The sequence below is a fragment of the Pseudoalteromonas sp. EB27 genome (assembly GCF_001974875.1).
Classification (GTDB): domain Bacteria; phylum Pseudomonadota; class Gammaproteobacteria; order Enterobacterales; family Alteromonadaceae; genus Pseudoalteromonas.
In genome coordinates, this window is the sequence record NZ_MTQD01000002.1 from 94,030 (window position 1) to 115,849 (window position 21,820).

General features: G+C 38.9%; 19 protein-coding genes. 5 read left to right on the forward strand and 14 right to left on the reverse strand.

What is annotated here, in order from left to right; translation table 11 throughout:
• Nucleotides 1-57 precede the first annotated feature (57 nt).
• The 5 genes from BW142_RS03005 to BW142_RS03025 form a co-directional block, all read right to left on the reverse strand.
• Nucleotides 58-951: a carbon-nitrogen hydrolase gene (locus BW142_RS03005; protein WP_076923825.1), complete on the reverse strand. Its 894-nt coding sequence runs from the start codon at nt 949-951 to the stop codon at nt 58-60.
• Nucleotides 948-2,003, reverse strand: coding sequence for an agmatine deiminase family protein (locus BW142_RS03010; RefSeq protein WP_076923826.1), 1,056 nt, complete (start codon nt 2,001-2,003; stop codon nt 948-950). The genes BW142_RS03005 and BW142_RS03010 overlap by 4 nt, the downstream gene beginning before the upstream one ends.
• A gap of 57 nt (nt 2,004-2,060) precedes the next feature.
• Nucleotides 2,061-2,669 carry a PilZ domain-containing protein gene (locus tag BW142_RS03015; protein WP_024594380.1) on the reverse strand — a complete coding sequence of 203 codons (609 nt, stop codon included), beginning with the start codon at nt 2,667-2,669 and terminating at the stop codon, nt 2,061-2,063.
• Nucleotides 2,670-2,889: 220 nt separating this feature from the next.
• A complete protein-coding gene (locus tag BW142_RS03020; RefSeq protein WP_024599132.1) occupies nt 2,890-3,657 on the reverse strand; it encodes a haloacid dehalogenase type II in 768 nt (255 codons plus the stop codon).
• Nucleotides 3,657-4,307, reverse strand: a complete 651-nt coding sequence (locus tag BW142_RS03025) for a peroxiredoxin-like family protein (protein WP_076923827.1) — start codon at nt 4,305-4,307, stop codon at nt 3,657-3,659. Before BW142_RS03025 ends, BW142_RS03020 begins: the two co-directional genes overlap by 1 nt.
• A 122-nt stretch (nt 4,308-4,429) precedes the next feature.
• Here BW142_RS03025 and BW142_RS03030 point away from each other — a divergent pair, with 122 nt between their 5' ends.
• On the forward strand, nt 4,430-5,317 hold the full coding sequence (locus tag BW142_RS03030; RefSeq protein ID WP_024599130.1) for a LysR family transcriptional regulator: 888 nt from the start codon (nt 4,430-4,432) through the stop codon (nt 5,315-5,317).
• Here BW142_RS03030 and BW142_RS03035 read toward each other — a convergent pair.
• Complete coding sequence (locus BW142_RS03035) at nt 5,297-5,812, reverse strand: DUF2937 family protein (protein WP_024599129.1); 516 nt, start codon at nt 5,810-5,812, stop codon at nt 5,297-5,299. The genes BW142_RS03030 and BW142_RS03035 overlap by 21 nt on opposite strands.
• 108 nt (nt 5,813-5,920) lie before the next feature.
• On the opposite strand from BW142_RS03035, the gene BW142_RS03040 reads away from it, so the two are divergent.
• The 3 genes from BW142_RS03040 to BW142_RS03050 are packed head-to-tail and all read left to right on the forward strand — an operon-like array spanning nt 5,921 to nt 10,608.
• Complete coding sequence (locus BW142_RS03040; protein WP_024599128.1) at nt 5,921-6,487, forward strand: RNA polymerase sigma factor; 567 nt, start codon at nt 5,921-5,923, stop codon at nt 6,485-6,487.
• Nucleotides 6,484-7,563: a FecR domain-containing protein gene (locus BW142_RS03045; protein WP_076923828.1), complete on the forward strand. Its 1,080-nt coding sequence runs from the start codon at nt 6,484-6,486 to the stop codon at nt 7,561-7,563. Before BW142_RS03040 ends, BW142_RS03045 begins: the two co-directional genes overlap by 4 nt.
• A 9-nt stretch (nt 7,564-7,572) precedes the next feature.
• On the forward strand, nt 7,573-10,608 hold the full coding sequence (locus BW142_RS03050; protein ID WP_076923829.1) for a TonB-dependent receptor: 3,036 nt from the start codon (nt 7,573-7,575) through the stop codon (nt 10,606-10,608).
• 72 nt (nt 10,609-10,680) lie between these two features.
• Here the strand turns inward: BW142_RS03050 and BW142_RS03055 are convergent, their stop codons facing one another.
• The 7 genes from BW142_RS03055 to BW142_RS03085 all read right to left on the reverse strand — a co-directional run bounded on the left by BW142_RS03055 (nt 10,681) and on the right by BW142_RS03085 (nt 17,072).
• Entirely contained in the window at nt 10,681-11,076 is a 396-nt protein-coding gene (locus tag BW142_RS03055; protein WP_076923830.1) for a biopolymer transporter ExbD, read from the reverse strand.
• A gap of 314 nt (nt 11,077-11,390) precedes the next feature.
• Nucleotides 11,391-11,834 carry a PA2169 family four-helix-bundle protein gene (locus tag BW142_RS03060; RefSeq protein ID WP_024604016.1) on the reverse strand — a complete coding sequence of 148 codons (444 nt, stop codon included), beginning with the start codon at nt 11,832-11,834 and terminating at the stop codon, nt 11,391-11,393.
• A 177-nt stretch (nt 11,835-12,011) separates the two neighbouring features.
• Nucleotides 12,012-12,950, reverse strand: coding sequence for a LysR family transcriptional regulator (locus BW142_RS03065; RefSeq protein ID WP_076923831.1), 939 nt, complete (start codon nt 12,948-12,950; stop codon nt 12,012-12,014).
• Between the two features lie 19 nt (nt 12,951-12,969).
• Complete coding sequence (gene aceK / locus BW142_RS03070; RefSeq protein WP_076923832.1) at nt 12,970-14,688, reverse strand: bifunctional isocitrate dehydrogenase kinase/phosphatase; 1,719 nt, start codon at nt 14,686-14,688, stop codon at nt 12,970-12,972.
• Between the two features lie 103 nt (nt 14,689-14,791).
• Nucleotides 14,792-15,271, reverse strand: a complete 480-nt coding sequence (locus tag BW142_RS03075) for a hypothetical protein (RefSeq protein WP_076923833.1) — start codon at nt 15,269-15,271, stop codon at nt 14,792-14,794.
• Between the two features lie 86 nt (nt 15,272-15,357).
• Nucleotides 15,358-16,854: a DUF3413 domain-containing protein gene (locus BW142_RS03080; RefSeq protein ID WP_076923834.1), complete on the reverse strand. Its 1,497-nt coding sequence runs from the start codon at nt 16,852-16,854 to the stop codon at nt 15,358-15,360.
• 5 nt (nt 16,855-16,859) lie between these two features.
• Nucleotides 16,860-17,072: a DUF1414 domain-containing protein gene (locus BW142_RS03085; protein WP_007375276.1), complete on the reverse strand. Its 213-nt coding sequence runs from the start codon at nt 17,070-17,072 to the stop codon at nt 16,860-16,862.
• Nucleotides 17,073-17,134: 62 nt separating this feature from the next.
• On the opposite strand from BW142_RS03085, the gene yejK reads away from it, so the two are divergent.
• Nucleotides 17,135-18,151, forward strand: a complete 1,017-nt coding sequence (gene yejK / locus BW142_RS03090) for a nucleoid-associated protein YejK (protein WP_076923835.1) — start codon at nt 17,135-17,137, stop codon at nt 18,149-18,151.
• Nucleotides 18,152-18,485: 334 nt separating this feature from the next.
• Here yejK and rne read toward each other — a convergent pair whose 3' ends face one another.
• Nucleotides 18,486-21,716 (reverse strand): ribonuclease E, encoded by a 3,231-nt coding sequence (rne, locus tag BW142_RS03095; RefSeq protein WP_076923836.1) that lies wholly within the window; start codon nt 21,714-21,716, stop codon nt 18,486-18,488.
• Nucleotides 21,717-21,820 lie beyond the last annotated feature (104 nt).

The following is a 21,820-nucleotide window of genomic DNA, read 5'->3' on the forward strand; positions in this document are numbered from 1 at the left end:
ATTACTCCATTTATAGTTGGCTCTTAGCAAGTAAGAGCCATCTTGAGTTAAGGTTACTTAGTCTCGATATATTTTTGTTAGGTCTTTATAGTGATCAATTCGTCGATCACGCAAGAACGGCCAAATACGTCTTACGTTTTCTGAGCGTTTTTGATCAATTTCAACCACTAAAATTTGCTCATCAGTATTATTAGCCTCTGCTAATAATTCACCTTGTGGGCCTGCAATGAACGAATTCCCCCAAAAGGCAATACCATCGCTTTGCGCACTTGGGTCACTTTCATGGCCGACACGGTTACAGCTAATTACCGGTACACCATTGGCAACAGCATGGGCACGCTGGCTAATAACCCACGCATCTTTTTGACGAGTTTGCTCAGCAATGTCGTCGTTAGGATCCCAACCGATAGCGGTAGGGTAAATTAACACTTCAGCGCCAGCCATTGCCATTAAACGTGCAGCTTCAGGAAACCATTGATCCCAACATACTAGCACGCCTAATTTACCCACCGAGGTTTGAATAGGCTCAAACCCGATATCACCTGGGGTAAAGTAAAATTTTTCGTAAAAACCAGGGTCATCAGGAATATGCATTTTGCGGTATTTACCCGCAATACTGCCATCTTGTTCTAATACAACTGCGGTGTTGTGATAAAGGCCCGTAGCGCGCTTTTCAAATAAAGAAGCGACAATTACAATACTTAGCTCTTTAGCAAGTTCACCTATGGCATTACTGCTAGGGCCTGGAATGGTTTCGGCTAAATCAAATACATCAACATTTTCGGTTTGACAAAAATAGAGGCTTCGGTGTAGCTCTTGAAGTACGACCAGTTTTGCACCTTTTTGAGCTGCTTCACGAATGGCACTTATTGATTTTTCCATATTGTGCTGAGCGTTATCGGTATTGCTTTGTTGCACTAATGCAACGGTTAATTTTGCAGGGCTTGTCATTGTGCTGCTCCAGCTAAAAATCCACGAGGTAATTGCATTGTAATACAGTGCAGGCTGCCAAATTGTTCAATTATTGGTTGGCAATTAACGCCAATAATAGTGTGTTGTGGGTATGCTTTTTGAACTTGAGCAAGAGCACGTTCATCATTGGCATCATTATACGTTGGCACAAGCACAGCATTATTAATAATTAAGTAGTTAGCGTAGGTAGCCGGTAAGCGTGTTTGCTCATCGTCATAAGCGGCTTTTGGCCACGGTAACTCAATTAAGTTATATGGGGTGTTATCGGCAGTTTTAAAGGTTTTTAGTTGTTTTTCCATTGCATCAAGCGCGCTAAAGTGCTCATCAGTTTTATCATCACACTGCACATATACAAGGGTATTATTTGGCGCAAAACGCACTAAAGTATCAATGTGGCTGTCGGTGTCATCACCCGCTAAATAGCCATGATCAACCCATAAAAAACGTGTTGCGCCTAAGTGATCTTTTAAAAGTACTTCTATGTCAGCAGGATTTAAATCTGGGTTGCGGTTTTTGTTAAGCAAACATTCGCTGGTTGTTAGCAACACACCATGCTCGTTTATTTCAACACCGCCACCTTCAAGTACCATATCGAGCGCTTGATATTGGTTGTTTGTGCTACTTAGCTCTTTTACCAAAGCACGATTAATTTGATTGTCTAATGCGCTTTCAAATTTATTGCCCCAACCATTAAAAGTAAAATCATATACTTTTAGTTGCTCTGGTGAATCAATAGCGGCGCAAGTAAGTGGACCATGATCGCGAGCCCAGGTATCGTTGGTAGGTGTTACTACAAAATGAACACGATTAAGAGAGACGTTAGCGCTATTTAGCAATGCTGTAATATGCATTTTTAGGGCACTGTTGTGCGCCACAATAACAAGCTGCTGTTGCGCTGTTATATGCTTAGCAAGCTCAATATATACAGGTTCTACACGTGCTAAATTATCAGCCCAATCGGTGTCTTTGTGAGGCCATGTAAGCATAACAGCGTCTTGCTCGGCCCATTCTGGTAAAAGTCTAAAGTTCATGAATTTTATATACTAATTAAGATGACGCTAGTTTAGCATTTTACATAAAGATGTCAGCTAATTATCACTGTTTAGGTCGGCCTGGTTTTGATCAAGTTCTTGACGTTTTTTAAGTTGGCGGGTTTGAGCATGTAAACTCGCTCTAACAATCAGTTCTTGGTCAGTGGTTCTAATTGCGGTAAAGAGCAGGGTGTATTGATAATGTTCGCTATCTTGTTTTTCTACTGCCACAACTTCGGTGTAACAATAAACCGCAGAGGCTTCGTGGTGCAAAAATAGTTTTGTTCTAAACGCTTGGCCAATTGAGTGTACTTCGGGTGATGTAAAGCGAATACCGCCACCGCCGTAGCTATCACATTGAATTGCATTATCTTGCGCTTGTTCTGAGGCCAAAATATGGCTCATTATTAAATCTATTTTACGTGACTGGGCTTGTAAAAATGTAGCAAGCTCTTGTGCTATATCGCCCAAGTTACGCAGTGGGCGTAACGAGCTTTGCTCAAGTTCACTTACTTCATTTGCTAATCTAAATAGTGGGGGAATGTCGTCTTCTAGCTCAAGCTGCGATTTAGGAACTTGTCCGTTCGATACAGCGAATAAATTCACTCTTATACTTTCATTAATTTGAAAGTACTGCTCAAACTCACCTAATCTTTCACTATTCATTATGTTCTCCACCACGTATTTATTTAATAGTAGCGTTGTGAGTACTAAATTGCTAGCAGATAAAATAACTCATACTGGGCTAAATGCTTTGTTTACATTCAATTTTTAACATACTGATTATGAAAATAATTACACTAAGACATATTTAGGGGTAGTTATAAAAAAGCGGCCAATGTCATCCTAACATTGGCCGCTTGGGTATTGATTCATCAGCGCATACTTATTTAAGTAGAGCGGCTAATTCATGTAAATCTTTCACAACGTGATCTGGTTTTTTAGCTAATGGGTAAAGTGCTTTACCTGGGCGTGCAATGAAAGTGGTTTGTAAGCCTGCTTCTTTTGCGCCGGCAACATCCCAACCATGGGCTGCAACCATCATTGCTTCATTTGGTGCTACGTTTAGCTTTTTAAGTACCCATTCATAAGCACGTAAGTCTGGTTTGTAAATTTTAATATCTTCAATGCTGTAACGCGCATCAAAGTAAGACATTAAACCAGCGCTTTCAAACTGTGCCTTTACACCTTTGTTTGAAGAATTTGTAAGGCTTACTAACTTATAGCCCTGAGCTCTAAGTTTTGCCAGTCCTTCTTTAACATCGCTGTGTGGAGGAAGTGTTAAAAGAGGTGTAACAATAGCTGTTTTAGCTTGTTCACTAGTAATATCAATATTGTTATTTTGAGCAACCATAAGAAGTGACGCCACCCCAATTTGCCCAAAGTCGTGATAGCTACCGCTTACTGTATCTACTAATGAATGGTGCAGCATAGTCGAAAACCAAAGTGGTAATAAATCTTCACGTCCGCCTAGTGCTTTACCAATAGAGGTACGCATTGACGTTAAATCAAGTAGGGTTTCGTTTACATCAAAAATAAGCACTTTGGGCTTTGCTTGTTCTTTTGGTTCATCAGCGACTGCATAACCAGATACAAGGCTTGTGCCTACAAGTAGTGAAAGAGTCAGTGTTTTTAACGATTTTAAAATAGACATTAGTTATTCTCCGATTCAAGTGCTGCCATAATATCAGTAGGTTCTGCGCGTAGGGTGTAGTCTTCGTTTAAAAATGCATATGTAATAACACCTTCTTGGTTTATCACATAGGTAGCCGGTAGCGGCAATTTAAAGCTTTTATCGCCGTAGTAGTGTTCAAAATCAATACCAAATTGTGTGTATAACGCTTGAATACGTTCATCAAGTGTAAACAATAGACCAAATTGCTCAGCTACTTTATTACTGACATCTGACAGCACATCAAATTCAAGGTCGTTTTTTTGTGCAGTTGAGAGAGTTTCATCAGGCAGTTGTGGTGATATTGCCACTAACTGAGCACTTTGAGTTTTAAATTGCGGTAAGTAGTCATTAAGTGCTTTTAGCTCTAAATTACAATATGGGCACCAGCCACCACGATAAAAGCTAATAATTATCGGACCTTTTTTTAATAAATCCGCAAGCTCAATGTTTTCGCCGTTATGGTTGGCTAGGCTGAAGTTTTCTACCTTTTGACCAATTTGCAACGCATTGTCTTTAATATGCTGTGCAATAAGCTCTTCGTTTGTAGTGTTCATTAATGCTAAAACGTCAGCCGGTAACTTGGCATCTTTTTGTACGTTATAGGCATCTATTTGCGCTTTTAAACTCATGATTGAACCTCAATAATTAGACTATTTGCAATTATAGTGTTTTACATATTTAAATAAACATTGCAAAACTGAAAGCTTCATTCGAAAATGTTAAACATTGAAAAGTGCACAATGGCATCTTTATGTATAATTTAAGCGACCTAGAAACATTTATAGCAGTAGTTGAAAATAAAGGAGTGCTTGCTGCTGCTCGCGAGCAGCGTTTATCGCCTGCAACGGTAAGCCATCGCTTAAGTAAATTGGAGCGTGAGCTTGCAACAGTACTTGTTTTTAGAGATAGCCGACGAGTACGGTTATCTCCCGCAGGTGAAATATTTTATACGCGCGTTGGCGCTATAATTGAGGCATTGCACGACGCTGAGCATAGTATTGGTGCACGTAGCTCATCGGTAAGTGGTTTATTACGCGTGACTATGCCCCCTTGGATTTTTTCGAAATACGTAATGCCAAGGCTTAACGAGTTAGAGCAGGCCTATCCTGAACTAAAACTTGATTTTTTAATTACGGATCATTTTGTAAATGTGGTTGATGACGCACAAGATGTGGCAATTCGTGTAGGGCAATTAAATGATTCCGGTTTACTGTCGCGAAAAATAGTAAACAACAAACGTATACTTTGCGCAGCTCCTAGCTACATAAAAAAATATGGTATGCCTAAAAGCTTAGCTCAATTAAGCGAACACTATTGGGTTTGCCTGCCGTGGCAGCGCCAATTAAAGCTTTTTGATGAGCAGGGTAAAATACATACTTTTAATGCGAGAACACGCTTTACCATTTCTAATTCCGATAATATGACTCAAGCAGCTATTGCGGGTCATGGCATTGCAATTAAATCAATGATAGCTATTCATGAAGATATTAAAAATGGCATTTTAGTTGAAGTTATGCCCGGTGTAATGGCACAAGATGATGCTCCAGTTTGGTTTTTGCGTCCGCAAAATAGCTTAACTACCCGTAAAACCGATGTGTTTTATGATTTTATGAAATCACTATTTTTGAGCTGCGAATAAGCGCTTGAATGAGCGTTTTACTCCAGTTAACAACAAATAACCAGTAAGCTCGGCAAGTAAGGCAATTATAATGGCTGCAATAATGGCGGCTATTATAGAGTCTTTTTTTAAAATGATTTGACCTTCAAAGCGTTGCCACACTTGTTGCTTTACATCGCTCATGCCACTGATCAATGTAAAAATATATGGAGATTGCGCAAACCTATTTACAGCGATTTGTAAATCTTGTTGTCGCGTGTAAAGTGTACTGATATTGCTTGCACCTTTATTCACAATCCCATCATCAATATTTTTATAGTGTTTTATTAGCTTATCTAAATCATTATTAAAATACTTAGCGGCATCGTTTTTAAATGGTGCAATGGCATTTTTAGCTTCAATTAATTGGGCTGATAATGCTTGGCCAAAATCGCTTACAAATGCAGGAATTTGCACTCCAAGTAGTAAACCGAATGCAAAGAAGCTAAGTCGGATGTAATCTAAAAATTTACTCATTTATCTTCCTATCCATTTAAATAACCCAGAATTAACATTTGAGCTTGTTTTTATATCAAAAACTCGTAACCTGTCGGTAATAAAAATAACAACAGGTGTATGTTAAGGATGACGAAAAAAGTAAAGTTCACGTCAACATTTGTTGATATTTCTAAACAGCTCAAACGTTTTGTATCGCGCATAGTTCAACCCGACGATGTAGAAGATATTGTGCAAGAAACCTTTGTAAAAAGCTATGAAGCTGATTTAAAGCAAGACATTCAGTTTACCCGCAGTTATATGCTTAAAACAGCAAAACACCTAGCACTAAACCATATAGCAAAGTGGGACAACAAATTTAATGATTCGTTAGAAAATGATAACGAATTACCCGTACTACTCAAATCAATGAAGCTTGAAGATGAATACACATCTAAAGAGCGCTTCTTACTTTTTTGTAGAGCTACTGAGCAACTAAACTCATCAATTCGTAAATGCTTTATATTAAAAAAAGTTTATGGCATGAGCCAAAAAGAGATCGCAGATCAAATGCAGTTAAGCCAAAGCACTGTTGAAAAACACATTGCAAAAGGATTATTACAAACCATGTTGTACATGCGTGAACATGAGCAAAGCTCTCAAATACATCCTAAAGCTCAAGCACACCCTATATCAGTTAAGAGGGTCGCAGAATGAGTAATGTTCATCAATTTAATTCAAAAGATTTAATTTTAGAAAAGTCATGTGAATGGATAAGCGCAATTGATCGTGGTTTAACTGATGATGAAAAAGAGCAATTTAAATTATGGATGATGCAAAGCACCGCCCATCAAGACTCTATATATGAACTTGCTCAGCTTTGGGATGAACTTTCGGTATTAAATGAATTAAGTCATTTATTTCCTCAGCGTAACAATACTAAAGCAACAAAAAATAAGTGGATGTTTTCTTACTCAATTGCAGCGAGCTTATTTGCAGCGTTAATGGTATGCAGCTACTTATTAATTAATTTAGAAAATGGCTATAACCAAGAGCTTGCAAAAGTTAATTACACTAAAATTTACAAAACAAAAGTAGGCGAGCAAGCAACGTATGTGTTGCCAGATGGCACCATAGTGCAGCTTAATACTAATAGCTTGCTAGAAGTTGCTTATAGCAAAGGCCGCAGGCAGTTATTACTTAGTCGTGGAGAAGGGCGCTTTAATGTAGCAAAAGATGCCACGCGTCCGTTTAGTGTTATGGCAGGCGACAAAAGCTTTACCGCACTCGGTACCGTATTCAATGTACAGCGTAATACCTCATCAGATTTAGAGCTTGTTGTTACCGAAGGCAAAGTGATGATCACCGACCCCAGTGTAGCGGTTGATGCAAATGACTTTAAAGATTATCAACTTGCAGATAACAGCACGCAAAAAATTCGTCAAATTAATGCCAACATTGTTACCTCAGGCGAAAAGGTAGTTATAGAGCAGAGTGTTACAAAGCCAATTACCCAACTATCAATGAACGACGTACAACGCGATTTGGCATGGCAAAATGGCATGCTTATTTTTAACGGAGAAGAGCTAAGCGATGCTTTAAATGAAGTAAGTCGTTATACCGCGACACGTTTTGAGCTTTCTTCAGCCGAGCTTGCCAGTATTAAAGTAGCTGGGGTATTTAAAGCGGGTGACGTTGAAGGTTTACTAGAAAGTTTACAAACTAATTTTTCGATTGATCATGAGCGTTTAGGTGAGCATGTAGTAACGCTAAAACACCATACAGAATCATAAGTAGACGTTATGCAAATCAGACTAATGTTAAATAAAGTTGCATCAATAAATATTGAACGTAAAAAAAACATTAAAAAAAAGAGACAAAGCCATAGAGGATTTTTGTTTGTCAGCTGTTTATATAAGTTGCGCAGTAACCAAACGCATTTATTGGGTGGATTTAGTGTGCTTGCACCGGCTATTTTTAGCTTGAGTGTACAAGCAGCAACTCAAACCACTGGGCAAATGGTGCAATTTGATATAAAAGCGCAGCGAGCAGACAAAGCCTTAATTGAATATGCTAAACAAACAGAGCAAACCGTGGTGTTTTCTTATGAGTTGGCAAAGCAGTATGACGCAAATTCAGTTTATGGATTTTACACTCAACTAGATGCTCTAGAGGCATTACTAGGTGGGACAGAGCTCGATGCGGTTGTTGATCAAAATGGTTTACTGAGTATAAAACTCAAACAAATCGACAGGAATGATAACAACATGATGAAGCTTTCAGCGGTCAGTGCAGCAGTATTACCAGCCTTACTTGCAGTTAATTCGCAAGGTGTAAACGCAGCAGAAGAAGTCGCTCAAGAAAAAATTGAAAAAATTGCTATTGTGGGTAGCCGTGTAGCAGGACGTTCAGTTGAAGATTTACCCGTTCCAGTAGATATCTTAAGTGCAGAAGCGCTTGAAAATACAGGCCAAACAGAAGTTGGTCGTATGCTACAGTCTATCGCTCCTTCATTTAACTTTTCAAGCTCTGCAATTAGTGATGGTACTGATGCTTTAAGACCTGCGACACTTCGCGGTTTAGGTCCCGACCAAACATTGGTGTTAATTAACGGCAAACGTCGTCACCAAGCAAGTATTATTCATATTAATGGCTCTGTTGGGCGTGGTACTGCAGGTACTGATATGAATGCAATTCCAGCCTCTGCAATTAAACGCATTGAAGTATTACGTGATGGCGCTGCTGCTCAGTATGGTTCTGATGCGATTGCTGGTGTTATTAATATTGTACTTAAAGATGGTAGCGAAGGCGGTAAAGCGGCTATTAACTACGGCCAATATTCAGAAGGTGATGGCGAAACCATCAACCTTGATTTTAATAAAGGCTTTGCGCTAGGTGATGACGGTTATTTAAATACAACTATCAATTACCGTGACCGTGCACCTACTAACCGTGCAGGTTTACATGGCTCTTGTCAGTTTTATGGTTGTACAGAGTTAAGTGACGGTACTTTACTTGCTGGCGATCCGCGTGAACTGACAGCCGATCGTGATACTTTTAGAATTGGTGATGCTGATTCTCAGCAGTTTGGTTTAACAATTAATACCGGCTATGAATTAGGTGATGGCGAGCTTTACGGCTTTATTACTTACTCAACACGTGAAAACGAGTCGGCTGCATTTTTCCGTCATAATGCAAATGCAGGTGGTAACCCAGTACTGCAAGATAACGATGCGACAATTCCGCTAGGTTTCTTACCAAAAATTAATACAACTATCGACGATATCTCATACAACTTTGGTTATAAAACTGAGTTTGATAACGATGCAAGTCTTGATTTGTCTTACACCTACGGTGAAAACAGCATTGATTATACGACAAGTGACACTATTAATGCCTCATACGCTAACTTTTTACGTTATGACCAAGGTTTAAGTGCAGCTGATATTCGAACAACTATCCCACGTGAAGCGTACGCTTACGGCATGGAATTATCATTGCAAACAATCAACATTGATTTTACGCAAAACTTTGATGATTATTCGTTAGCGATGGGTGCTGAAATTCGTACTGATGAATACCGTATCTTAGAAGGTAGTGAATATGCATACCGCGATTACGATACGACCAACGGTGTAAGTATTTATAACGGCTTAAGTGGTGGTGTTGGCTCTGAAGATGCATCAGGTGGTTCACAAGGTTTTGGTGGTTCGTCTCCTGCGTCATCAGTTGATGAGTCGCGTGATGTAATCTCATTTTATGTAGATGCAGAAGCTTATGTAATTGAAGATGTAATTTTATCGGGTGCACTTCGCTACGATAACTACAAAGGCTTTGGTGATACAGTAAACTTTAAGCTTGCTGGTAACTGGTCTGTAACCGACGATATTTCACTACGTGGTGCATTAAGCTCAGGTTTTAGAGCACCTTCAATGCAACAGCTTTACTTTAATAATGTAAGTACGCAATTTGTTGTTGATACTAATGGTAACTTAGTTGCAGAAGAGGTTGGTACATTTAGAAATGATTCAACACTTGCGCAAAGCTTAGGTATTCCAAAGCTTAAAGAAGAAAAATCACAAAACCGTAGTTTAGGTATTGTGTATAACGTTACAGATAATATTAATGTAACCGTTGATTACTATTCAATTGATATTGACGACCGTATTGTAATTAGTGACCGCTTAGGTAAAGGTTTATCTACAAGCCTTGATGCTGCATTAAATAGTGCGGGGGCTGGCGTAGGGCAGTTTTTCTTAAATGGTGCTGATACTGAAACTCGTGGTGTTGATTTTGTAGCAACGTGGAACACTGAAGGTTTAGGCGGTACGCTTGATTTTACACTTGCAGCTAACTTCACTAAAACAGATGTTGTATCGTTATTTTCTCCTGCTGGCTCAAGCCTTGAGACAGTAAGTGTAGACGATATATTTTCAGCGGAAGATATCTCTATTATAGAAGAGTGGCAACCAGAGGATCGTATTAACTTAAGTGCACTTTATCAACGTGATGATTGGACAGTTAACCTGTCACTTAATCGCTTTGGTGAGTACACAGTAGAAGATGGCGGACGTCAAACGTATGGCGCAGAAATTTTAACTGACGTTAAAGTTAACTACTTCGTTACTGAAGATTTGTCGGTAAACATTGGTGCAAATAACTTGTTTGACGTTTACCCAGATAAAAACGAAATAGGTAACTCTCGCTCAGGTACTATTGTGGATGCTAGTGGCAACACAGTAATAAGTAGCTCAGGTGTGTTTGACTACTCACGTCGCTCGGCTCCATTTGGATTTAACGGTGCTTACTACTACGTAGGTGCAGAATACCGTTTTTAATTAATAACCTCCCTTTCGTTATTTAACTCAAAGGGCCGTAAGGCCCTTTTTTTGTTTTAGCTTGGGCTGATTTTATTTAGAAATCAAACTTATTGAATAATCATCGTATTGCTTAATATTATTCATTACACTCATTAAAGTATTATGTGTACTGTTTTCGTCTGCGGTTATAAGCACCGAACTTATTTCATATTTAGCCGCGAACATCGCTAAATTAGACGTAACTTGCTCTAAATCAATTAACCTCCCTGAAAAATATACTCCGTTACTTTCATCAATTCTAAATAAAGCATTTTTAACAGGCTTATCTATTTGAGGGCTGTCGAGTGGTCGGTTTAATTCAATAGCCACAGGTTTTACAAAAGATGTAGTTACAATAAAGAAAATTAGTAATATGAACACTATGTCTAACATCGGGGTCATATCTACATCAGCATTATTTTGCAGTTTACTTAGTTTACTTTTCATATTGGACCTTATTTTTAATTAAATGCTGCGGCGCCACAGCAAGGTTTTAGGTACCTAATAACAAAATTAGCACAGCAAAAATAAAGCGTGGTTAAATAAATATTCTAATAACGTTAAATATTTGTATTTATTATGTATTTAAAATGTGGCGAAATAAGGTGGTGTTTATAGCAATCTGCTTATATATGGGGTCTATTTAGCATCGTTATAGAGTAATTTAATTCGTTAAATTGCTTAAAGATTTATACAGATTGGTATTAGAGGCAATAAAAAACCCAGCGCTAGGCTGGGTTGTATTTATGAGTTATGTAAGCTTACTGCTTTTGCATACGGCTCATTTCTGCATGGCAGCTTTGCATCGTTAATAATGTTTTAGCCAGTGCTGCTTCGCAATCAGCTGGTTGCGGTTTATCCATAGCGGCTTTAATTTCTTCAAGCGTTTTATCTTCTACTTCTTCAAGCTCTTTAACATACGTGCTGTCATTATGTGAAGTGAAAGTAGTCAATAGGGCTGTATATGCACGTCGTGCTTCAACTGCGAAAGATGAACCATCTTCGCGTTCGCCTTTTTCATTAATTGCATATGGCTGCAGACGCTCGACACTCACTTTTCGGGCATCTATCATACGCTGAAAAAGTGCGCCAATAGCAGGGTCTTCAACTTTTTCCTGTGCTTTTTGATAAAAATCGATGCCGCTGTTCATAACTTGAATGATGTCAGTAATATGATTTACTTCTGATCCTTGATGGGTGTTCATAATGACCTCTTTTATTAAATGAATGTATAGTTCAATTTAATAAAAGCAATGTACGTTCCACGTTTTTGTTTTTATGTAGTCATTTGATTTTATTGATTTAATTTTATTACAGGAAGGGGCTAAGTTAATGAGGAAAGTATTAACCTAGCAATTTTTACATTATATTGTGTAATAAAGTTATTTTAGCTCTTCAGCTACCTCAGCTACTTTTTGGCGTAACCAGATATGGCTCGCATCGCGATGCAGCAGTGGGCTCCAAATCATATCAAGCTCGAAAGGAGGAATTGGAAACGGTGGCTCTAAAATTTTAAGCCCCGGATCATCTAAGTATATATTTGCAGCTTTTGAAGGAAGGGTCGCAATCAAGTTTTTCTCTTTAGCTAAATGAATCGCTACATGATAGTTACGCGTAAAAGTGGCAATGTTACGATGTTTACCAAAGTGGGCAAGTGCTTCGTCAACCCAGCCGAGTTTTTGCACATCTTTAGGGTCCATGCCCACACCTACACCAAAACCTGTTTTACTCACCCATATATGGCGTGCTTTTAAGTAGCTGTCGAGGCTAAAGCTCTCAATAATAGGGTTGTCGGCCTTAACTAAGCAGCAAAAACTGTCTTTCCAAATACGTTTATGATGAAAAGACTGAGGTAAGTTTTCAAAGCGGTTGATTGCCATATCTACTTTACCGTTTTCTACGTCATGAAAGGTTACGTCACTTGGTGTGAGTATATCTAAAGTAGTATCGGGGGCTTCTTCGTGTAGTTTACTTAAAAGCTTTGGCGCTAACGTACTTGCAGCGTAATCACTGGCCATTATTCTAAATACACGTTTACTCTGGCTTGCCTCAAATTCTCTATTAGGTGCTAGAGTTTCTTCAAGCGTCATTAATATGCCACGAATAACGGGTTGTAACTCTAAAGCGCGCTCTGTCGGGACCATACCATCGCTGGTACGAACTAAAATAGGGTCGTTAAATAGGTTACGAAGTCGTTTAAGGCCATTACTCATTGCGGGTTGCGTAATACTCAATTGATTAGCAGCGCGTGTTACGTTGCATTCTCGAAGCAATGTATCGAGATAAACGAGTAAATTTAAATCTATTTTACTTATATTCATTGTGTGTGTCCTTTAGCGCTTACCAGTGGTGAATAAATCGCTGTGCTGTCGGGTATGGGTAAATATGACTTACCTGACCATTTTTTATATTTTGTTGTGCCTGCTTCCAAAAGCTAACATCTATAAGCTCTGGATGAGTGCTGAGGAAAAACTTTTTATACATAGGATTAGGCATTACAAAGGTACATAACTGCTCTGGAAATACGTCTTGTGGTGCAACAGAGTAACTTTGCTCATCCATTAAATAATCATCGTAACTCTTTGCTTTTGGTAATGCTCTAAAGTTCATATCGGTTAGGTATTGAACTTCATCGTAATCGTAAAAAATAATACGTTTGTGCTTACTTACACCAAAGTTTTTTAAGAGCATATCGCCAGGAAATATATTAACGGCAATCATTTCTTTTAAGGCTTGCCCGTATTCTTCAATTGCGTCAGCGGCACTTTCTTCATCAGCATTTTCTAAAAATAAATTGAGTGGTGTCATGCGCCGTTCAATATACAAATGCTTGATGATCAACCATTCGCCTTCAATTACCATTGATGAGCCAATTGTTTTATGCAATTGCGTAAGTAAATTACTATCAAAACGTGCCAAAGGAAATACGACGTTAGAATACTCTATGGTGTCGGCCATTCTGCCAACGCGATCATGGTTTTTTACTAGTTGATAGCGCTTTAATACCGTATCACGGCCAAAGGGCTTACTTTCACCAAATTTGTCTTTTATTATTTTAAAAACATAACCAAATGAGGGGAGGGTAAATACCATCATCACCATGCCTGGTGTACCCGGAGCAATTGTAAACTCATCACTTGAGTGAGATAAGTGATTTAAAAACTCTCGATAAAACTCAGTTTTCCCCTGCTTATGAAAACCCACTGCATTATAGAGCTCAGCAAGTGTTTTGTTTGGCATAAGCTGATTCAAAAACCGGACAAGTGCTGAAGGCGCATGAGTCTCTACCATAAAGTAGGCACGGGCAAAGCCAAAAATAACACGCATTTGAGATGACTTAGTTAAAAGTGCATCTAAATACAATCCGTTATCTTCATCGTGTAATACGGCGATTATAAAAGGCTGAACACCACTTTTTGAAACAACACGACCTACTATATAAGCTGCTTTATTACGATAAAAAGGCGTGTGCAAAATATCAAAGCGCATTTGCCAAGGCTGGTGATGTGTATCGGGTGCTTGTTTATAAAATGCTTTAACAAGAAGGCGAATATCACGCTCTAAATTTACAAATGGGGCTTTAAAATCAAAATGATTAATAATGCGCTTTATTGTTGGCTTTAGGCCATCAACTACTGGAAAGTATGTCCTATATTCGGCCTCAACAGGTACTGAAGGAGCATCTTTCAAAGTTGCTTCTACAAATATAAAGTCATTATGAAAATAGCGCCTATGGTACAGCCGGCAAAATACAGAGTTATAAAAGGTTTCGGCTAGTTCAGCTTGGGGATGAAAACATAAAAAATGCTGGTATATCTTTTTAACTTCAAGCCATAGGCTTTCATCAAGTTGCTCTGTTGGGGTTTCTTTTTTTAGCGCTTGCGTAGTTTCGTTAACACGATCATCATAATAGCTGATACGCAAACGGCTTATATCATTAATTGCTTGCCAATCTTTTTTTGCAAAGGCGAGGGGAGCTTTGGCCGTTGTTTTTTGAAATAGTTGATAGTGCCTTTTAAAACCCGTTAAAATTAATTCAGCAATATGGCGAGGCTGCATTTGCACTCCTTAATAGTCCCTAGAGCTTATACTCTATTGTGTTAAGGGTATGTTATTTTAAGTTTAAAACCAAGATAAATATTGCTCATTAATTTGGAGTGATTTATTGGTATTGATCTATCTTTTTTTCGAGTATTTTAATTTGTTTAGTAATAACAGATACATCTTTTTTATACTCTTTATTAATTACTTTTAGTTTTTTAGTAATGTCTTTGGTAATACGGTTTTTGTCTTCAACGGCTAGAATATGATTTAACCGTTCTTGTTGTTTATATTCAGCACGCTGCTTATTACGATCAAGTATAGTTAGTTTGTGGTTATTACTACGTAACTCAGCCTGTAAACCTGACAGGAGTTTTTCACGTTCAAGTTCGTTCAGTTGTTTAGTGTAATCAACTTTGGGGCCTGAATACTGATTACCTGTTGTGTTAACTTTATAAGTTGTTGCTTCGTCGTCACAGGGCAGTTGAGAAAAGATTGTGCCTTTCTCTGTTACACATTTGTAGTAAGTGGTATCGCTAAAGCTAAAAAAACTAATAAGTAAAAAGCTAGAGTGGACAATATAACGAGAAGTTTTAAACATACATGTCATCCTTGGTTTTTATATCTAACAACAATATAAAACTATAACCTAGCTTGGTGGTATAGCAAGCTAGGTTAGGATAACGGCTATTGGGTGAAGGTTTTAAGCTTTTTAATACTCTGCACTAAAAATGGTATATCTAAACCTTGTTCAATAGAAAACCCCTCAGCGGCAGAGATATTTTTAAAGTTACCATCTGAATCTATTAAGGTAATCCTATCTTTTTTATAGGCTATAACGACACCCTGAGAGTAGTTAACGCCCATATCATCTTTTTTCTTGTATAAATTAACGCCCAGCATTGTTTGCTTGGCAATGGCTTTACAATTTAAATATTGGCCAACACTTGTGGCAATTAAATCGCTAGGTTGAATAAGTCCATCTACTTTAGAAATACGTTTGTCGGAGCTATATAAAGTTGATGTTGTTACTACTTCTTGCTTGTTATTGGCAAGACTAAAAGCAAAAACCTGGGTTTTATCATCTCGTACAACGGCATTATCGCTACTTTTAATAACTCTAATTGCGCTAGAGCTGTGGGCTTGATCATTTATAAAACTAAGTTCTTCCACGCCCGTTACTTCAATGCTGCGGCGCTGACTTTGCCAAGCAGGAAGAGTTTGCTCTCTTAAAATTGCTGCTTTATAAAAAGCTGGCAAACCATACACTAAGCTAAATAGCATATCGTCATGATTAGTTGGCTGTAAAAACTGCTCTGTTTTGTGCAAATTTTTACTATCGGCAACAAATTTAGCGAGTTGTTGCTGGGTTTCAAATACAAAAATATCTACATTGGCTTGTGTGTAGTCTTCACACTTATCAAGCGGGCTTGGCATTTGATAACTAATATTTTGGTTATTAATTTTTACGTTATGTGCCTGCTTATAGCTTTCTATATCAAGTAAGTCATTTTTAGCTAATAAACTTTTAGCGGTAGTAGGGTATGAAAGTGGTAATACATTATCTTGTTTCGTTACATCAAAGTTTAAATTTGCGTCAGCCCAGATATGAATGCTGTGGCTAAGTGAAAAACACACTATTAAAAATGAAATTGCGTAACGTGCAAATTTGTATTGTTTTAGGCGCTCAAGGTGTTGCCATGTGTAATTACTCACAAGTAGCTGAAAGCCTAAAATAAGTAATACAATCCCACTGGCTAAAATGGTTGTTAAAGCAGGTGAACTGGTTAAACGATGCCACAGTAGAGAAATAATCTCAGGTAAGGCAGATATACTTAGGTGATAACCCAAATTAACGTAAACATAAGCATCAAGGGTAAGCAGTGACGCGCCTAGTGTGGCTATTACAGCCGCCATGCCTCGTATATGTCGTGGGTAAGGGAATATTAAACTAAGCGGAAATACCGTCAGCACAAACGCTAAAAAGGCGATAAAACTAGTGTGGCTTAACCACGTTACTAGCATATAAGTAATGCCCATAAAGCTTGTTGGTGGCGAGTCGGCAAATAAGTAGCTTAAGCTAATAAATAGCGCCAAGCCAATATTGGCAAAAGTAAACCAATGGCCCCAGCTTAATAGCTGACTCGCTTTTGATGAAAACTGATTGTGCTGCGATAAATTCATAGAGTTTATTTAACCGACTGTGATAGAGCTTTTGCAAAGTTCTCAGTTACGGCTTGTCTTTTCCCTGTTGGTACATGCTCTTTTAAGATATGCGTGATAGAATTTCCTAAGCACATAAGGCTTAAATCTACTGGCGCATTGTGTTTAGTTAGCACATCAATAAGCTGATCGACGATTTGTTCTACTTCTTCATTAGAGTATTTTGATAAGATTGGCATCAGTTGGTTCAATAAAATAGTTATATTCTCGTATTTTAACACTAGAGGCGTGAAAAACAAAGATGACAACAGACGTTAAAAAATTAGTCGTTCATTATGTAGACAAAAAAGACGACGATACGCAAATTCACCTTCGAAATGATGAGATGGTAATTAACGATAAAGTAGCCGTTTTTATCGAACAATTACATCATGCATATAATGGTAAACCTGGTAAAGGTTACTGTGCTTTCAGTGGTGATAAAAACAGTGTTGTAGCCTCTGCAATGCAAAGCTACCGTAACGATGAGCTAGGCTTTTGGCATATGACAGAGCAAGCTTCAACGGTTTTAAAAGAAGAACTTGATAAGTACGCTTTTAGTGAAACAGGTTATTTAGTATTTTGTCATTATCAGTATGTTGCTACCGATTACATGTTAATTGCGATGATTAACATTAAAGAGCATTACTCTATGACCTCAGAGCTTGATTTAGCGGCTTCTCGCCATTTAGACATATCTCGTATGCAACTCGCTGCTCGTATCGATTTAACAGCGTGGGATACGCAAGCAGAAGATAATCGTTATATTTCATTTATTAAAGGACGTGCGGGTCGTAAAGTTGCTGACTTTTTCTTAGACTTTTTAGGCTGTGAAGAAGGTATTGATTCAAAACAGCAAAGCCAAGTAATGCTTAGCGCAGTAGAGGATTATTTATCAGAGCAACAGTTTGATAAATCAGAAAAAGACGATTTACGTAAGCAAGTATTTGATTACTGTAATGATTGCGTAACCACAGGCGAAGATGCAAGTGTGAGCGATCTATCTGCAACGCTTACAAAAGGCGATGACAGCCCGTTTGATAGTTTTTGCAAAGAGCAAAGCTATGACTTGGAAGAAACTTTCCCCGTTGATAAAAAAACAGTAACCAGTATGGTTAAGTTTTCAGGCCTTGGCGGTGGAGTTAGTGTAAGCTTTGAACGTAAGCATTTAGGTGAGCGTGTTACCTATAACGAAGCAACCGATACGTTAGTTATTAAAGGTATTCCGCCAAACTTAAAAGATCAGCTACAACGTTTTATGGAAAATGAAAGCGAGTAAATTTAACAAGTTAAGTTAAAAAGCTGATTTAAAAGCGCGGTATTTATATCGCGCTTTTTTGTATCGGTATATAAATTCGTTGCATCGGAACAAAACCACTAAATGATTTATTTCACAAAGAGAAGTGAAAGAGGAGTAAATGAGAAAACACAAGCCATGCTTTATTGGCAGGCTTAGCCTTTTTACTACCTCTAAAAGCGCAGAGCCTCTTAACCTCTTTGTACATAAATTACGTATTATGGGCGTGAAGCCATTTTTCTGATTATTCAACTCATTAAAACAAAAAAGCCCCGCTATTTATTAAATAGCGGGGCTTTTTAATAAGTGTTAGTTACTAATCAACACTCATTGTTTTAGTCATAGCAGAACTTGCACGACCAGCAGGTTTGATAGAACCCGCACGTAAACCACTGTCTGGCACTAGTTCACGTTTATCGTGAGCCATTGCAACAGATGTATGCTTTACTTCGCTATCAGCTACAGGAGTAGGCTGTGCCATTGGTGCACTTGCAGACCCTTGAGTTACCGATGTTTTAACATGCGGTGCTGATTTTTCTGCTTTTGCTGGAACTTCAGTTACTACTGGAGTTTCAACTTTAGCTTGCTCTTCAGTTACTACTGGCGTTTCAACTTTAGTCGGCTCTTCAGTTACTACCGGAGTTTCAACCTTAGCTGGTGCTTCAGTTACTACTGGCGCTTCAACTTTAGCTGGCTCTTCAGTTACTACTGGCGCTTCAACTTTAGTCGGCTCTTCAGTTACTACTGGCGCTTCAACTTTAGCTGGCTCTTCAGTTGCTACTGGAGTTTCAACTTTAGCTGGCTCTTCAGTTACTACTGGAGTTTCAACTTTAGCTGGCTCTTCAGTTACTACTGGAGTTTCAACTTTAGCTGGCTCTTCAGTTACTACTGGAGTTTCAACTTTAGCTGGCTCTTCAGTTGCTACTGGAGTTTCAACTTTAGCAGGCTCTTCTACAGCTTCAACTTTTGCTAAGTCTTCAACCGCGACGGCTTGTTCAATTTGCTGCGCTGCATCCACAGGTGTTTCTTCAGATTTAGCTTTAAGCTCTGCTTCATATTCTGCAGCAGCTTGATCAGCAACTGGAACAAATGCAGGGGCTTCGTCAGATTTAACTTCTGCTTCACCTTCAGGACGTCGACGACGTTGACCTGATGCACGAAGATGACGAGGAGAACGGCGTGAACGTGTACGTGTTTGCTCTTGCTCGTCTTCAGTAGTTGCTGTTTCATCGTTAGAATCAACAGTGTCAACTTTCTCTTCTTTAATGTGCGCTGTTTTTTCTGCCGGAGCTTGTGTTTGCTTTTCTGCAACAGGTGCTTGCTCTTGAACTTGTGGAGTGTCAGTCACTACCGCTTGTTCAGGTGTTTGCTCTGTTGAGTTAGCTTGCTCAGCGTTTTCATCTTGCAGACGTACTTTTTTACGTATGTTACGACGTTGACGGCGAACTTTAGGCTTTTGCTCTTTAGGCTCTGCAGCTTGAGCTGGCTTAGAATCAGTTTCTACTTCTACTGCTGCTTTTGCAGGAGCTTCAGTTTTAACTTGATCTTTTTCTTCGCTTTTATGCTCTGGGCGCTTACGAGAGTTAGGGTTACGACGACGCTTATTACGGTTCTCGTTTCTCTCTTGAGTCTCGGTGCTTGCTGCTGGTGAGTCTGTTTTAACTTCCTCTTCAGCTGCAGGGCGCTCGTTGCGTGGTTTATTAGTGCGCGGGTTATTATTACGACGACGTTGATTGTTATTACGACGACGATTATCGTTACCACGACGAGCGTTATTACGCGCTTCTTGCTGCTCTTTTTCTACAGCTTCTTTTTTATCTTCTTCAGATTCACTTGCAAATAACGACTTAAACCAATTACCAATAGCAGCTAGTAAGCCACCTTCAGTTTTAGTTTGTACAACAGCCGCTGGTGCTACTGCTTTAGCTGGAGCTGATTGTGGAGCTGGAGTAGAAGGCATTACCACGCCTTTTAACATTGGCTCTTCACGTACTGGAGTACTTGGTGATTTTGACATCTCAAATACTTCAGGCTCTGGTGCAACAACTTGTCCGTAGCTTACTGTTTCAAGTGTTTCGTCTTTACGTAAACGCATAACTTCGTAATGTGGTGTTTCCATATGTTGATTTGGAATAATCACTACGTCACATTTGTGATGCTTTTCAATGCGGTGAACACTACGACGCTGCTCATTTAACAAATAAGCGGCAACGGCAACAGGCACTTGTGCATTTACTTGTGCTGTGTTGTCTTTAATTGCTTCTTCTTCAATTAAACGAAGAATAGAAAGCGCAATTGATTCGTTTGAACGAATAGTACCTTGGCCACTACAACGTGGACATGGACCTTGGCTTGCTTCACCTAATGAAGGACGCAGACGCTGACGCGACATTTCAAGTAAACCAAAGCGTGAAATTTTACCAATTTGAACACGAGCACGATCTGGGCGAGCAGCATCTTTTAAACGATTTTCTACTTCACGCTGATGGCGTGGAGGCGTCATATCGATAAAGTCGATTACAATTAAACCGCCTAAGTCACGCAGACGTAATTGACGTGCAATCTCATCGGCCGCTTCTAAGTTAGTATTAAGTGCAGTCTCTTCAATATCGCCGCCTTTAGTTGCTTTAGACGAGTTGATATCGATAGATGTAAGTGCTTCAGTTGGGTCAATTACAATTGAACCACCAGAAGGAAGACGTACTTCACGCTGGAACGCAGACTCAATTTGGCTTTCAATTTGGTAATGCGTAAATAAAGGAGTGTCGCCTTGATAAAGCTTAACACGGCTCATAAAGTCAGGACGAAAACGCTCAATGTGCGCTTTAGCTTCTTCAAAAACACGTGGTTTATCAATTAAAATTTCGCCAATATCGCGACGTAAATAATCGCGTATTGCGCGGAAAATCACGTTGCTTTCTTGGTGAATTAAAAACGGTGCTTTAGCACTATCAGCTGCTTGTTTAATTGCATCCCAATGTACTAATAATGCTTTTAAATCGTAGTTAAGTTCTTCAAATGACTTACCAACACCCGCTGTACGAACAATTAAGCCCATACCTTTAGGAAGTTCTAAACGACCTAATGCTTCTTTAAGTTCAGTACGCTCATCACCTTCAATACGACGAGAAATACCGCCAGCACGAGGATTGTTAGGCATAAGAACTAAATAGCTACCAGCAACACTGATAAAAGTAGTTAACGCTGCGCCTTTTTGGCCGCGTTCTTCTTTATCAACTTGTACTATTACTTCTTGACCTTCTTTTATTACGTCGCGGATGTTTGGGCGACCATGAAAAGTGTAACCTGCAGGGAAGTAAGTACGTGCAATTTCTTTTAAAGGAAGGAAACCATGACGGTCAGCACCGTAATCAACAAATGCTGCTTCAAGAGATGGTTCAATGCGAGTGATTTTGCCTTTATAAATATTGGCTTTTTTCTGTTCGTGACCTGGGCTTTCGATATCTAAATCATAAAGGCGCTGGCCATCAACCAGTGCTACGCGCATTTCTTCTTGCTGCGTTGCATTGATTAGCATACGTTTCATATTGTTACTCTACTTATTTATGTCGCTGACATGACGATGTTTTTCTCGCCTGTTCAGTTGTCCCTATTTTTAGAATGTGCAGCCTCACGACTGGGTCTTTAACG

Bases quoted from the DNA above. Each gene is read 5' to 3' on its own strand.
- aceK (WP_076923832.1), bottom strand. From the start codon at position 14,688: ATGCAGCCTCGCCATATTGCTGAATTAATTTTAACGGGTTTTAAAAGG.
- rne (WP_076923836.1), bottom strand. From the start codon at position 21,716: ATGAAACGTATGCTAATCAATGCAACGCAGCAAGAAGAAATGCGCGTA.
- BW142_RS03045 (WP_076923828.1), top strand. From the start codon at position 6,484: ATGAGTAATGTTCATCAATTTAATTCAAAAGATTTAATTTTAGAAAAG.
- BW142_RS03050 (WP_076923829.1), top strand. From the start codon at position 7,573: ATGCAAATCAGACTAATGTTAAATAAAGTTGCATCAATAAATATTGAA.
- yejK (WP_076923835.1), top strand. From the start codon at position 17,135: ATGACAACAGACGTTAAAAAATTAGTCGTTCATTATGTAGACAAAAAA.
- BW142_RS03060 (WP_024604016.1), bottom strand. From the start codon at position 11,834: ATGAACACCCATCAAGGATCAGAAGTAAATCATATTACTGACATCATT.
- BW142_RS03040 (WP_024599128.1), top strand. From the start codon at position 5,921: ATGACGAAAAAAGTAAAGTTCACGTCAACATTTGTTGATATTTCTAAA.
- BW142_RS03025 (WP_076923827.1), bottom strand. From the start codon at position 4,307: ATGAGTTTAAAAGCGCAAATAGATGCCTATAACGTACAAAAAGATGCC.
- BW142_RS03065 (WP_076923831.1), bottom strand. From the start codon at position 12,950: ATGAATATAAGTAAAATAGATTTAAATTTACTCGTTTATCTCGATACA.
- BW142_RS03080 (WP_076923834.1), bottom strand. From the start codon at position 16,854: ATGAATTTATCGCAGCACAATCAGTTTTCATCAAAAGCGAGTCAGCTA.
- BW142_RS03030 (WP_024599130.1), top strand. From the start codon at position 4,430: ATGTATAATTTAAGCGACCTAGAAACATTTATAGCAGTAGTTGAAAAT.
- BW142_RS03005 (WP_076923825.1), bottom strand. From the start codon at position 951: ATGACAAGCCCTGCAAAATTAACCGTTGCATTAGTGCAACAAAGCAAT.
- BW142_RS03015 (WP_024594380.1), bottom strand. From the start codon at position 2,669: ATGAATAGTGAAAGATTAGGTGAGTTTGAGCAGTACTTTCAAATTAAT.
- BW142_RS03085 (WP_007375276.1), bottom strand. From the start codon at position 17,072: ATGCCAATCTTATCAAAATACTCTAATGAAGAAGTAGAACAAATCGTC.
- BW142_RS03010 (WP_076923826.1), bottom strand. From the start codon at position 2,003: ATGAACTTTAGACTTTTACCAGAATGGGCCGAGCAAGACGCTGTTATG.
- BW142_RS03035 (WP_024599129.1), bottom strand. From the start codon at position 5,812: ATGAGTAAATTTTTAGATTACATCCGACTTAGCTTCTTTGCATTCGGT.
- BW142_RS03075 (WP_076923833.1), bottom strand. From the start codon at position 15,271: ATGTTTAAAACTTCTCGTTATATTGTCCACTCTAGCTTTTTACTTATT.
- BW142_RS03020 (WP_024599132.1), bottom strand. From the start codon at position 3,657: ATGTCTATTTTAAAATCGTTAAAAACACTGACTCTTTCACTACTTGTA.
- BW142_RS03055 (WP_076923830.1), bottom strand. From the start codon at position 11,076: ATGAAAAGTAAACTAAGTAAACTGCAAAATAATGCTGATGTAGATATG.